Here is a 12951-nt window from a genome sequence, read left to right on the forward strand (position 1 = left end):
CGTTGGGGTTGCGGGAGGATCAGCGGGAAGGGGAGGTGTTGGCGACGCTGATTATCGGGTTGTTTCCAATCGATTCGGTGTGGTGCCTTCGCGAGCAAGCCCGCTCCCACAAGGGATCTCCAGTGAACACAAAAAATGTGCAAACCACCGATCAAATGTGGGAGCGGGCTTGCTCGCGAAGAGGCCCGCCCAACCAGTGAAGATCTAAACCTTGGGCATAGTGGCCAACATCGAAGGCCGCTGACTCACTTCAAAAAACCACTCGGCCAGTTGCGGATTCGCCACGCGCCATTCCAGATCGGGATGGCGCAGGTCGAGGTAACCCAAGGCACAGGCCACGCTGATCGCCGCCACATCAAAATGACTGGTCAACTCGGCAATCGCCTCCGCTTCCAACACGGCCAAGGCCCGGCGGATCTTCTCGCGCTGACCATCGAGCCACTGGTCCCAATGTTTTTCCGGGGCACGCAGGGCTTGTTCGTAACGAATCATCACCGCCGCGTCCATGATCCCGTCGGCCAGGGAGGCCAGGGTCAGGCGCCGCCAGCGGGCCGGGCCGTCACGGGGGATCAGCGGGTTGCCGACGTGCTGGTGATCGAGGTAGTCGAGGATCACTCGGCTGTCATGGATGACGTTGCCATCGGCCAGGCGCAGGGCCGGGATCTTGCCCAGCGGATTGTCTTGGCACAGCGCCAGGTCCGGGCTGACCGGCGTCAGTTGGCTGAGTTGCAGGGCCACGCGGTCGGTCTGGCCGGTCTCGTGCAGCAGCACCATGACTTTGCGGACGAAGGGCGAGGCAGGGTTGTGGAACAGGGTCATGCTCGGGGCGGACATGGCAGCGTCTCGATCGGTGGCAGTGCGGGGCAGCATAGCGCGTTGGTTCTATTCCTCAAGATCAGAAGTGCACACAGAACCCCTGTGGGAGCGGGCTTGCTCGCGAAGGCGGTGTGTCATTCAGCATCAATGTTGACTGATACACCGCCTTCGCGAGCAAGCCCGCTCCCACAAGGGGTTGTGATGTTTCTGGGGATTAGCGGCGTTGGAGTAAGCCGCGCAGGGCGAGGGCGGCGGGGATGCCCAGGCCCAACCAGCTCAACGCATCCCACACACCATCACCCAGCAATGCCGAGAACAACCCGGCCGCACTCAGCAGCGCGATCACCAACGGTGTGGCGAAGACTTTCCAGAAGTTCGACTGCCTGGGCTTCATGCCGGGCTCTCCAGTTTATCGAGCACCGGTTTCGCCGCTTTGCGCCGCACCACCCACAGATAAACCCCGCTACCGAGCACGATGATGGTCAGTACATCCAGGGTCGCCCAGAGGATTTTCATCGGCATGCCGCCGTAATCACCGAAGTGCAGTGGTTGCGACATGCCCATCGCGTCCATGTACCACGGGCGCTCGGCCACGGCGGTGACTTTCAGAGTACTGGCGTCGATCAACACCGGTGTCAGCAAGTGCGAGGTCAGGTGCGTGCTGCCTTTCATGAACACGGCGTAATGGTGTTCGCTGGAGAAACGCGTGCCGGGGAAGGCGATGAAGTCCGGCTGCATGCCCGGCGCGACTTCCTTGGCGATGTCGAGCAGTCGCGTGGCCGGAGCCAGTTGCGTCAGCGGCGGCGCATCGCGATAGGGCGCGACCATCGCGCTCAGGCTGTCGTTGCGCCACGCAGCGATCAGCAGGTCGGCGCAGGCGCTGATCACGCCGGTCACGCCAACCACCAAGGCCCAGGTCAGGGTCACTACACCGATCAGGTTGTGCAGGTCGAGCCAGCGCAGGCGGGTGGATTTGTCCTGGCGCACGGTGGCGAACTTCAGGCGACGCATGAACGGCAGGTACAGCACCGTGCCGGACACAATCGCCGCCACGAACATGATCCCCATGAACGCCAGCAGCAACTTGCCCGGCAGCCCGGCAAACATGTCCACGTGCAAGCGCAGCATGACCATCATCAGCCCGCCGTTGGCCGACGGCATCTCCAGCGCTTCACCGGTGCGCGCATCGAGCATGAAGGTGTGGGACGAGTTGGGCTCGGTGCCAGCGGTTTTCGCCATGATCGCGATCACGCCGTTGGGGTCTTCATCGTCGTAGCCGAAGTACTGCATGACCTCGCCGGGTCGATGCTTCTCAGCGGCGGCCACCAACTGCTGCAGATTCAACTGCGGGGTATCGGCCGGCATGACCTTCAACTCGGCGGCATCCCCCAGCAAATGGTCGATCTCGTGGTGGAAGATCAGCGGAAGACCGGTCAGTGCCAGCATCAGCAGGAAGACCGTGCAGATCAGGCTCGTCCAGGTGTGGATGCAGGACCAGCGGCGAATTGTTTTACTTTTCATTTCATGGCCTTCAGAAAGACCAAAGCCGTCCACTGGGGACGGCTTGGTCATAGGGCGTGTCAGGTCAGGCGATTACCACTTGTAAGAAGCACTGGCGACGACGCTGCGTTGGTCGCCGTAGTAGCAGTAGAAACTGTCACAGGTGGAGATGTAGTCCTTGTCGAACAGGTTGGTGGCGTTCAGCGCCAACGACGCACCTTTGAGGCTGTTGTCGAGGCGGCCGAGGTCGTAATGCACCGAGGCGTCGAACACGGTGTAGGCGTCAGCCTTGCCCAGCCAGGTGTTGCCCTGGTCGCCATAGGTGTTGCCGGTGTAGCGCACGCCGGCGCCCACGCCGAAGCCGTCGAGCACGCCGGTGTGCCAGGTGTAATCGGTCCACAGCGAGGCTTGCTGATTCGGCATCAGTTGCAGGCGATTGCCCTTGAAATCGCCTTTTTGCACTTCGGACTTGGCCAGGGTGTAGGCGGCGATGACTTTAAGGTTGTCGGTCACGTCGGAAACGGCTTCCAGCTCCAGGCCCTTGACCTTCACTTCGCCAGTTTGGCTGGTGATAGGGATATCGGCCACGGTGGTGGTGACCGAGACGTTTTTCTGGGTCAAGTCATACACCGCCGCACTCAGCAACGTGTTGCTGCCCGGCGGCTGATACTTGATACCCAGTTCCCACTGCTTGCCTTCGGTCGGCTTGAACGAATCAGTCGGCGAACTGCTCGCGTTGCTGGTGGGCTGGAACGACTCGGCATACGACAGGTAAGGCACGAAACCCGAGTCGAAGACGTAGCTGATCGCTGCGTTGCCGCTGAATTTCTTGTTGCGATCAGTGTTGGTCGCGTCGGCCTTGTTGAAGTAGGTGGTGCCGGTGTGAATCCAGTCTTCGCGACCGCCCAGGGTCAGGCGCCATTGGTCGAGGGCCATCTGGTCCTGGACGTAGAGGCCGGTCTGGTTGGTTTTCTGATCGTAGTCGTAGAACGCCGTGGAGCGCGCCGGACGTTCGATCGGCAGACCGTAGATCGGATTGTTCACGTTGGTGGCGGGGGCGCTGCCGAAGATCGAGGTGTAGTTGGAATTGGTGCGCTGGTGATCGAGGCCGATCAACAGCGTGTGGCGGATATCACCGGTGGCGAAATCACCCTGGAAATTGTTATCCACGGCGAACTGGCTGATGTCTTCGTCGACGCTGGTGGTGGTGCGCCCGACGTTACCCTGGTCGTCGACCAGGGTGAACGGGTACGAACCGACCGTAATGGCCTGGAACGACAGGTCGGTCTTGGTGTAGCGCAGGTTTTGCTTGAACTGCCAGACATCGTTGATGCGGTGTTCAAACGCGTAGCCCAGTGCGTAGTAGGTGCGGTCGTAGTATTCCCAGTTCGGGTCACCGAGGTTTTTGTGGTGGGAGATATCGCCGAACGGTGAATTGATTTTCGTGCCTTGCACCGGCAGGAACTGGCTGGTGATGCCGGTATCGTCGCGGGTGAATTGCGTGAGCAGGGTGAGCTTGGTGTCCGGGTCGATATTCCAGGTCAGGCTCGGGGCGATGTTGTAGCGCTTGTTGTCGATGTGGTCGATCTGAGTGCCGCTGTCGCGCAGCACACCGCTCAGGCCGTAGAGGAAGCGGCCTTCATCGTCGATCTTGCCGGTGCTGGCGAAGTTGATCTGGCGGTAGTTGTCGCTGCCGTATTGCAACTGGATTTCATTGCTCGACTCGGCGCTCGGGCGGCGGCTGACCATGTCCAGCAGGCCACCGGGCGGGGTCTGGCCGTAGACCGAAGAGGCCGGACCGCGCAGCAGGGCGAGGCGGTCCAGGTTCCAGGTTTCCTGTTTCGGCATGGCGTACACGCCTTTAGGCAGCGGCAAACCGTCGAGGAACTGGGTCGGTTCGAAGCCGCGCACCCGCAACCAGTCGGCACGGGTGTCGCTGCCGTAGCTGCTGGCAACGATGCCGGGCATGTAGCGCACGGCGTCGTCGAGGTTTTGAACCTTGCGGTCGTCCATCTGCTGGCGGGTGGCGACGGAAATCGAGCGCGGTGCTTCGACCAGCGCCGTGTCGGTCTTGGTGCCGGCAGCGGTGCGCGTGGCGACGTAACCTTCGACCGGGCCCCAGGCACTTTCAGCATTTTCCACACCAATCACGGCGGTTTCCGGCAACGCCATCACGCCCTCGGGCACGGCCACCAGGCTGTAGGTGCCAGTGCTGCTCTGTTCCAGTTGCAGGCCGGTGCCGCGCAAGGCTTCGCGCAGGGCCGCAGTGGCGTCGAACTGGCCGTTGACCGGTGCCGAGGTCTTGCCCGCCGCCAGCGCCGGGTTCAGCGACAGCGCGAGGCCGGCCTGGCTGGCGATCTGGTTCAGGGTGCTGGCCAATGGTGCAGCGGGGAGGTTGTAAGCGCGAGCGCTGGATGCCTGTTCCGCGGCGATCAGTTGGCTGCTGGCCAGGGGGGCACAAAGGGCAATGGCGACCGCCAGCAAACTGGGGCGCAACAAGGTGTCGAGCGAACGGGACATACAGCGGCTCCTGAAAGGGAATACTTCTCAATTGCCTAGGTGCCGGACGAGAATGCAAAAGTGATAGGGCTGGATGAAAATAATTTCGATTCAAGATTTTTGGAGTGGCTGCTGGCCTCTTCGCGAGCAAGCCCGCTCCCACAGTTGATCTGCGGCGAACACAAACCCCCTGTGGGAGCGGGCTTGCTCGCGAAGGCGTCAGATCAGACGCCAAAAATCTCAGGGCTTAACGTCAGCCTTCGCCACCGTCACCCACCACGCCGTGTGCTGTTCAATCTGCACCGGCAAGGTCGGCAGCAGCGCGCTCAACGCCTTGTCCGTGTCGTGCAACGGAAAGCTGCCGGTGATGCGCAAATCGGCAATCTCCGGCGCCACGCCCAGGTGCCCGCGGCGGTAGCGGCCGAGTTCATGCACCAGGTCTTCCAGGCGTGCGTTGTCCACCACCAGCATGCCCCGGGTCCAGGCATCGGCGCCGAGGTTGAGCGCGACGATTGGCCCCAGGCCATTGCTGCGCATGAGCACTTGCTGGCCTTCGCGCAGGATCTGTTCTTCCGGGCTCGATTCGGGATGAGCCGCCACCGCCGACTGCAACACGCTCAGGCGCGTGCCTTCTTCTTCGCGCTTGACCAGGAACCGCGTCCCCAGTGCGCGCAGGCTGCCTTCGCGGGTTTCGACGATAAACGGCCGGGCATCGCCATGGCCGGTTTCGACGAGGATTTCCCCGTCCTGAAGGATGATCCGCCGCTGCTTCTCATCGAAGCGCACATCCACGGCGCTGTGGGTGTTGAGGTTGATCACCGTGCCGTCGGCCAGGCGCAGGGTGCGTTGTTCGCCGGTGGCGGTGCGTTGATCCGCCAGCCAATAGTCGACGGGCAGGTAACGATCCCCGGCGAACAGCGCCAAACCAATCACCGCAACCACACTGGCCAAGCCGCTGCCGAGCTTGCGCACGCGCCGCCGGATGCTTTCCCGCGATTGCAGCAACGCCGTGCGGGCCGGGCCGTTGGCGACGCTGAAGCGTTGGTCGAGCATGCCCAGTTGGCGCCAGGCCCGGGCGTGTTCTTCGTGGGCGGCGTGCCATTTGGCGAATTCTTCGCGTTCGATCGGGTTGCCGGAATCCAGGGACAGTTGCCAGGCAATCGCCGCATCCAGTACCTGGGCCGACACCGGTTTGGAACTGACCGGGCTCATACCGGCTCACCGTACAGCGCGATGTAGCATTGGCGAATGCCCTGGGCCAGGTATTGCCGCACGCGAGGCACCGAGACCCCGAGTTTCTCGGCGATTTCGGCGTGGCTCAGGCCATCGAGGCGGTTATAGAGGAAAGCCGCCCGGGCTTTGCTCGACAGTTTGCCGAGCAGGCGGTCGATGGCCTTGAGGTCTTCGAGGATCATTTGCTGCTCTTCCACGGACGGTTGTTCGCCTTCGGGAATCAGCATCAATTCGGTGAGGTAGGCCTGTTCCAGCGCGGCGCGGCGGAAATAGTCGAACAACAGGCCCTTGGCGATGGCCACCAGGAACGCCCGGGGTTCGCGGGGTTCCTTGAGCTCGTCACGACCGAGCAGGCGGACAAAAGTGTCCTGGCTCAGGTCCTCGGCCCGTTGCGGGCAGGCCACATTGCGGCGCAGCCAGGCCAATAGCCAACCGCGATGGTCGCGATATAACGCACCAACGAGCTCACTGTGGGGGCCTTGGACTGACGACACGTAGCATCACCGATTGGGAAGTGTTAACTAACGAGAATTGTTCGCGATTGTGGCAGGAGCGGAGGAGGTAAGCAATTCGCGTTGGTCGGGAGGCCGCGGTGAGGGTATTCAGTGAGACCGCGTTATCGTTCTTCGCGGGCAAGCCTCGCTCCTACAGGGGAACGCATTTCAAATGTAGGAGCGAGGCTTGCCCGCGAAGGCGCCAGAACAGACGCCGCAGGTTCAGAACGAAGGCGCCCGCTGCCGCCGCTTCCACTGGCTGATCCGTTGCTGCAAATTCAACGGGCTGTGAATCTGCTGCTGCCGCGCCCGGCTGAACAAAATCAACGCCAACTCAGCCGTCGCCAAGGCATCGGCACTGGCGTTATGCCGCTCGAAGACTTCAAGCTTGAACCAGTCAATCCATTCATCCAGCCCCGCCTCACGGATATTCGCTTGCGGGCAGAGCAGCGGCGCGATGTCCGCTACATCCAGAAACGGATGCTGCAACTTGTAGCCAAGATGATCTTTCAGCGCCCGCCCAAGCATGTGTTGATCAAACGGCGCATGAAACGCCAGCACCGGGCTGTCGCCGAGGAATTCCATGAACTCCAGCAACGCTTCGGCCGGGTCGCTGCCGGCGGCAATCGCGCTCGGCCCCAGGCCATGGATCAACATGCTCGGCGCCAGTTTCATATCAACGCATTGCAGGGTGCGTTCGAACTGTTGGCTGAAATCAATCGCGCCGTCCTCGATCACCACCGCGCCTATGGACAGCACCCGATCCTTGTTCAGGTTCAGCCCGGTGGTTTCCAGGTCCAGCACCACCCAGCGCTGCTCCCGCAGGCTGCATTCGCGCAGCTCGGCGCCAATCGGCAAGTGTTGCAGGCGTAGTTGCAGGTCCTCGGCCAGCAGCGGCGTCGCCGGGCGCAACCAGGAAAACAGGCTCATAGCTGATACCGCAAAGTCAGGCTGCTTTGCAGGCGTTGAGCCTGGCGCAGGGACTCACGCAGGATGCGTCGGTCCAGGTGATTGAGGCTGTCGGGATCGACGCGGTTGGAGTAGGGCAAATTCTCCCGGGTCTGTAGCTGATGTTGCTGCATGCGGGTTTGCTGGATGAAGTGATAAGCCTCTTCATACGCTGCGCCGTCCAGCCGATCGATGACTTCTTTTTCCACCAGTTGCCGGAAGCGTTCCTGGGTGTTGTTGGCTTCGATGCCATTGGCCAGGGCCAGCAAACGGGCGCCATCCACAAACGGCGTCAGGCCTTGGACTTTCAGGTCCAGCGTGGCTTTCTCGCCATTCTTGCGCGCCAGCACGAACTCGCGGAAACGTCCTACGGGCGGACGGTTGCGCAGGGCGTTCTCGGCCATCATCCGCTGGAACAAACGGTTGTCCGCCACCTGATCGAGAATCCCCCGGCGCAGTTGCTCGCAACCTTGCTCGTCGCCCCAGACCACCCGCAGGTCGAAATAGATGCTCGAACCCAACAGATTCTCGGGCGTCGCCTCGCGGATAAACGCCGCGAAGCGCCGCGCCCACTCGGCCCGGGACAAACACAGCTCGGGGTTGCCCGCCATGATGTTGCCCTTGCACAGGGTGAAGCCGCACAGCGCCAGGCTGTGGTTGATCTGCTGGGCGATGGGCAACAACTTGCCGCGAATCTCGGCGGCATGCGCCGCGTCCCGGGCTTCGAACAGAATGCCGTTGTCCTGATCGGTGTGCAGGGTCTGCTCGCGCCGACCTTCGCTGCCAAAGCACAGCCAACTGAAGGGCACGCCGGGGTCGCCTTTCTCGGCGAGGGTCAGCTCGATCACCCGGCATACGGTGTGGTCGTTGAGCAGGGTGATGATGTGAGTGATTTGGGTCGAGGACGCACCGTGGGCCAGCATGCGTTCGACCAATTGGCCGATCTCGCCGCGCAACGCCACCAGGTTTTCGACTTTCTGCGCGCTGCGGATGGTCCGCGCCAGGTGCACCAGGTCCACCCGTTGCAGGGAAAACAGATCGCGCTCGGACACCACGCCGCACAGGCGGTGCTCCTTGACCAGGCAGACGTGGGCGATGTGCCGCTCGGTCATGGCAATCGCCGCGTCGAAAGCGCTGTGGTCCGGGGTCAGGAAAAACGGCGCCCGAGTCATGTGGCGCTCGATCGCTTCGTTGAAGTCATTGATGCCTTGCGCCACCACATGGCGCAGGTCGCGCAGGGTGAAAATACCCAGCGGTGCTTTGTGCTCGTCGACGATCACGATGCTGCCGACCTGCTGCTCATGCATCAGGGTCACGGCTTCACGCAGGGGCGTGGCCGGGCTGCACGTTACCGGGTGACGCATCGCCAGTTCGCCCAGCCGGGTGTTCAGGGAATATTGGGTGCCGAGGGTTTCCACGGCTTTTTGCTGGACTTGTTGGTTGACCTGATCCAGCAGGCTGCTGACCCCGCGCAAGGCGAAGTCGCGAAAGGTGTTGGAGAGGGCGAACAGCTTGATAAAGGCCAGTTTGTTCAGTTGCAGACAGAACGTATCTTCAGCGGCCAAGTGCTCAGTTCGAGTCGCCCGTTCCCCCAGCAACGCGGCAAGGGGGAAGCATTCCCCTGTGGTGATTTCGAAGGTGGTTTCGGTGCCGCCCTTGGCCGTGTGCGGGCGCTCGCCCACCACCCGGCCCTGTTTGACGATGTAAAAATGCTCAACCGGGCCGTCGGCAGGTTTGATGATGCTGTCGCCGGGAGCGTAGAAACGCAGCTGACATTGCTCCACCAGGTAGGCCAGGTGGGCATGTTCCATCTGATTGAAGGGCGGGAAACGCTGGAGGAATTGCAGGGTGCCCTGGATGTTCTGCAATACCGCGGTTTTCCCTGCCTGGGTGAAGGCATCCGCTTTACTCATAACTATTACCGCAGTCTTTTTTGAATTGTTGTTGTCGGATCGTTCAGCCATGGTCGGCCCCCGCACGCGGGGTGCCCATTGGACGTAAGTCTAGGTAGTCGGTGCTTTTGGCTATATTTCGGATATGCCCTACACATGCTGTTGGAAAACGTCTCGTTTTTCTTCTAGGAAATATTTCCGACGAAGTGCACATTGAAGCTCTGCTTAGCGATGTCTGACCACTGTGCTAGGGGATTGAATTGAAATCGTAGAGAAAGCCATGTCCGACCACGATATTTTGAGTGACGCCGAGCGCGAGGCGCTCAGTGCGATCATGCTGGAACCTGATCTGCCGCCGCAGCGGGTGTTGATCGTCGATGACGATAAGGACGCCAGGGAGCTGCTGTCGGAGATTCTTGCGCTGGATGGCATTCGCTGCATGACTGCCGCCAGTGGTGAGACAGCACTCAAGATGCTGGAAGAGAAGCCCTCGATTGGCCTGGTGATTACCGATCTGCGGATGGGGCATGTGGATGGTCTGGACTTGATCCGCCAAGTGCGTGAGTCGGTCCGGGCGGCGATGCCGATCATCATTGTGTCGGGCGATGCCGATGTGAAAGACGCAATTGCCGCCATGCATTTGAGCGTGGTGGATTTCCTGCTCAAGCCTATTGATACCGGTAAGTTGCTGGAGTTGGTCAAGCATGAGTTGGGGATGGAGCCCTAGAGTAAACCTCCCCACATCCCCTGTGGGAGCGAGCTTGCTCGCGAAGGCGTCGTGTCAGGCAACAATGATGTCGACTGACACGACCCCTTCGCGAGCAAGCCCGCTCCCACAAGGGACCGTGTTCACAAACAAAAAAGGCCCTGATCCGAAGATCAGGGCCTTTTTTTTGTGCGGCATCAGCGCTCAGTTACAGGCCATTGGCAGCCTTGAACTCGCGACGACGACGGTGCAGCACTGGCTCGGTATAACCGTTCGGCTGCTTCGTCCCTTCGATCACCAGTTCGACCGCCGCCTGGAAGGCGATGTTGCTGTCGAAGTCCGGTGCCAACGGGCGGTACAGCGCGTCATTGGCGTTCTGGCGATCAACCACCGGCGCCATGCGCTTGAGGCTTTCCAGCACTTGCTCTTCAGTGACGATGCCATGGCGCAGCCAGTTGGCGATGTGCTGGCTGGAAATCCGCAGCGTTGCACGGTCTTCCATCAGGCCAATGTCATTGATGTCCGGCACTTTCGAACAACCCACGCCCTGGTCGATCCAGCGCACTACATAACCAAGAATGCCCTGGGCATTGTTGTCCAGTTCGTTCTTGATTTGCTCGGGCGTCCAGTTCGGATTGACGGCCAGCGGGATGGTCAGGATGTCATCCACCGAAGCGCGGGCACGCTTGGCCAGTTCGGCCTGACGGGCGAACACGTCAACCTTGTGGTAGTGCAGCGCGTGCAACGCAGCGGCGGTCGGCGAGGGCACCCAAGCGGTGTTGGCGCCGGCCAGTGGGTGAGCGATTTTCTGTTCCAGCATCGCCGCCATCAGGTCGGGCATCGCCCACATGCCTTTCCCGATTTGCGCGCGACCTTGCAGGCCGGTGCTCAAACCGATATCGACGTTCCAGTTCTCGTAGGCGCCGATCCACTTCTCAGCCTTCATGTCAGCCTTGCGCACCATCGGGCCGGCTTCCATGGAGGTGTGGATTTCGTCGCCGGTGCGGTCGAGGAAACCGGTGTTGATGAACACCACGCGCTCGCTGGCAGCCTTGATGCACGCCTTGAGGTTGACCGTGGTGCGGCGCTCCTCGTCCATGATCCCGACTTTCAGCGTATTGCGCGGCAAGTCGAGCACGTCTTCGATGCGGCCGAACAGCTCGTTGGTGAACGCCGCTTCTTCCGGGCCGTGCATCTTCGGCTTCACGATATAGACCGAGCCAGTGCGGCTGTTCTTGCGCGAGCTGGTGCCGTTGAGGCTGTGGATCGCCGCAAGCGACGTCACCAAGCCATCGAGAATACCTTCCGGCACTTCGTTGCCCTGGCTGTCGAGGATTGCGTCGATGGTCATCAAGTGGCCAACGTTGCGCACGAACAACAGCGAACGACCGTGCAGGCTCAGTTCCTTGCCGTCGACACCGGTGTAGGTGCGGTCGGCGTTCATGGTGCGGGTAAAGGTCTTGCCACCCTTGGAGACTTCTTCCGACAGGTCGCCCTTCATCAGGCCGAGCCAGTTGCGGTAGATCACCACTTTGTCATCGGCATCGACGGCGGCGACGGAGTCTTCGCAGTCCATGATGGTGGTCAGTGCGGCTTCCATCAGGATGTCTTTGACACCGGCAGCGTCGGTCTGGCCGACCGGGGTGCTGGCGTCGACCTGGATTTCGAAATGCAGGCCGTTGTTCTTCAGCAGGATCGCGGTCGGCGCCGAGGCCTCGCCGTGAAAACCGATCAACTGGGCATCGTTGCGCAGGCCGGTGTTGCTGCCACCTTTAAGGGCGACCACCAGTTTGCCGTCGACGATTTTGTAGGCGGTGGAATCGACGTGAGTGCCGGCGGCCAAGGGCGCGGCTTCGTCGAGGAAGGCGCGGGCGAAGGCGATGACCTTGTCGCCGCGAACCTTGTTGTAGCCTTTGCCTTTTTCCGCGCCGTCCGCTTCGCTGATGGCGTCGGTGCCGTAGAGCGCGTCGTACAACGAACCCCAGCGGGCGTTCGAGGCGTTGAGTGCGAAACGGGCATTCATCACCGGGACCACGAGCTGTGGACCGGCCATGCGGGCGATTTCGTCATCGACGTTTTGCGTCGTTGCCTGGAAATCGGCCGCTTCTGGCAGCAGATAACCGATGTCTTGCAAGAAGGCTTTGTAGGCCACGGCGTCGTGTGCTTGCCCGGCGCGAGCCTGGTGCCAGCCGTCGATACGAGCCTGGATATCATCGCGTTTGGCGAGTAGGGCTTTGTTCTTCGGCGCCAGGTCATGAATGACCTTATCGGCACCGGCCCAGAACTTATCGGCGGTGAGGCCGGAACCGGGAATGGCTTCGTTGTTCACGAAGTCGAACAGGACTTTGGCGACCTGCAGGCCACCGACTTGAACGTGTTCAGTCATTGCTTGCCTCACTCTGCTCAGCTATTTCGCTTTTCAGCTCTTCAATTTTGACAATGAAGCCTCTGGCCATTTAAACCACAAACCCGTCCGCCAGTACATGCCCTTGCGGGCGGCTGGGTTCGGTCCAATCAACGGCTTGGAGGCCTTGCTGACGGGGCTTTCAGGGTTGCGAGTGTGCCTGTGGCAGACATCGATCCAACGTTATGTAGTGCGCGCTGCGGCATACTACATGATGAATTGCGCTTGTGAAAATTAGACTAATTACGTCGTTCTGCGACCCCATGACGCATTGCAGTCATGTCGGGGAACGGGATGTTCTCAAAAAACTATTGGATTGTTCCAGTTAAATATAAAAACTTGTACACGATTTGTGTTTGGCAGGCTCATTGGTGGTGGGCCATTCGCGGGCAAGCCTGTTGGGGTCCAGTTTTTTTGGACCACTCCGTAGGAGCTTTAGGCCGCCTGCTGCTCAAAGAG

At 61.0% G+C, this 12951-nt stretch carries 10 protein-coding genes; 1 reads left to right on the forward strand and 9 read right to left on the reverse strand.

The genetic code is table 11. From position 1 onward, the window contains the following. Positions 1–204: 204 nt before the first annotated feature. The 8 genes from BK665_RS31690 to BK665_RS31725 all read right to left on the reverse strand — a co-directional run bounded on the left by BK665_RS31690 (position 205) and on the right by BK665_RS31725 (position 9403). Positions 205–834, reverse strand: coding sequence for a glutathione S-transferase (locus BK665_RS31690; protein WP_123410415.1), 630 nt, complete (start codon positions 832–834; stop codon positions 205–207). 196 nt (positions 835–1030) lie between these two features. Continuing rightward, on the reverse strand, positions 1031–1210 hold the full coding sequence (locus BK665_RS31695; protein ID WP_123410405.1) for a hypothetical protein: 180 nt from the start codon (positions 1208–1210) through the stop codon (positions 1031–1033). After that, positions 1207–2337, reverse strand: coding sequence for a PepSY-associated TM helix domain-containing protein (locus BK665_RS31700; protein WP_123410406.1), 1131 nt, complete (start codon positions 2335–2337; stop codon positions 1207–1209). The genes BK665_RS31695 and BK665_RS31700 overlap by 4 nt, the downstream gene beginning before the upstream one ends. Before the next feature lie 72 nt (positions 2338–2409). Next, positions 2410–4836 carry a TonB-dependent siderophore receptor gene (locus BK665_RS31705; RefSeq protein WP_123410407.1) on the reverse strand — a complete coding sequence of 809 codons (2427 nt, stop codon included), beginning with the start codon at positions 4834–4836 and terminating at the stop codon, positions 2410–2412. A gap of 219 nt (positions 4837–5055) precedes the next feature. Further along, positions 5056–6027, reverse strand: a complete 972-nt coding sequence (locus BK665_RS31710; RefSeq protein WP_123410408.1) for a FecR domain-containing protein — start codon at positions 6025–6027, stop codon at positions 5056–5058. Next, positions 6024–6542: an RNA polymerase sigma factor gene (locus BK665_RS31715; RefSeq protein ID WP_123410409.1), complete on the reverse strand. Its 519-nt coding sequence runs from the start codon at positions 6540–6542 to the stop codon at positions 6024–6026. The genes BK665_RS31710 and BK665_RS31715 overlap by 4 nt, the downstream gene beginning before the upstream one ends. Positions 6543–6764: 222 nt before the next feature. Continuing rightward, positions 6765–7472, reverse strand: coding sequence for a 3'-5' exonuclease (locus BK665_RS31720; protein WP_123410410.1), 708 nt, complete (start codon positions 7470–7472; stop codon positions 6765–6767). Further along, positions 7469–9403 (reverse strand): putative nucleotidyltransferase substrate binding domain-containing protein, encoded by a 1935-nt coding sequence (locus tag BK665_RS31725; RefSeq protein WP_123410411.1) that lies wholly within the window; start codon positions 9401–9403, stop codon positions 7469–7471. The genes BK665_RS31720 and BK665_RS31725 overlap by 4 nt, the downstream gene beginning before the upstream one ends. Before the next feature lie 259 nt (positions 9404–9662). On the opposite strand from BK665_RS31725, the gene BK665_RS31730 reads away from it, so the two are divergent. Beyond that, a complete protein-coding gene (locus BK665_RS31730; RefSeq protein WP_123410412.1) occupies positions 9663–10109 on the forward strand; it encodes a response regulator in 447 nt (148 codons plus the stop codon). A 187-nt stretch (positions 10110–10296) separates the two neighbouring features. On the opposite strand, the gene BK665_RS31735 is transcribed toward BK665_RS31730, so the two are convergent. Further along, complete coding sequence (locus BK665_RS31735) at positions 10297–12474, reverse strand: malate synthase G (RefSeq protein ID WP_123410413.1); 2178 nt, start codon at positions 12472–12474, stop codon at positions 10297–10299. Between the last annotated feature and the right edge of the window lie 477 nt (positions 12475–12951).

The sequence above is a fragment of the Pseudomonas frederiksbergensis genome, assembly GCF_003732665.1.
GTDB classification, from domain to species: Bacteria; Pseudomonadota; Gammaproteobacteria; order Pseudomonadales; family Pseudomonadaceae; genus Aquipseudomonas; species Aquipseudomonas frederiksbergensis_G.

Bases quoted from the DNA above. Each gene is read 5' to 3' on its own strand.
- BK665_RS31720 (WP_123410410.1), bottom strand. From the start codon at position 7,472: ATGAGCCTGTTTTCCTGGTTGCGCCCGGCGACGCCGCTGCTGGCCGAG.
- BK665_RS31710 (WP_123410408.1), bottom strand. From the start codon at position 6,027: ATGAGCCCGGTCAGTTCCAAACCGGTGTCGGCCCAGGTACTGGATGCG.
- BK665_RS31700 (WP_123410406.1), bottom strand. From the start codon at position 2,337: ATGAAAAGTAAAACAATTCGCCGCTGGTCCTGCATCCACACCTGGACG.
- BK665_RS31695 (WP_123410405.1), bottom strand. From the start codon at position 1,210: ATGAAGCCCAGGCAGTCGAACTTCTGGAAAGTCTTCGCCACACCGTTG.
- BK665_RS31735 (WP_123410413.1), bottom strand. From the start codon at position 12,474: ATGACTGAACACGTTCAAGTCGGTGGCCTGCAGGTCGCCAAAGTCCTG.
- BK665_RS31690 (WP_123410415.1), bottom strand. From the start codon at position 834: ATGTCCGCCCCGAGCATGACCCTGTTCCACAACCCTGCCTCGCCCTTC.
- BK665_RS31730 (WP_123410412.1), top strand. From the start codon at position 9,663: ATGTCCGACCACGATATTTTGAGTGACGCCGAGCGCGAGGCGCTCAGT.
- BK665_RS31705 (WP_123410407.1), bottom strand. From the start codon at position 4,836: ATGTCCCGTTCGCTCGACACCTTGTTGCGCCCCAGTTTGCTGGCGGTC.
- BK665_RS31725 (WP_123410411.1), bottom strand. From the start codon at position 9,403: ATGAGTAAAGCGGATGCCTTCACCCAGGCAGGGAAAACCGCGGTATTG.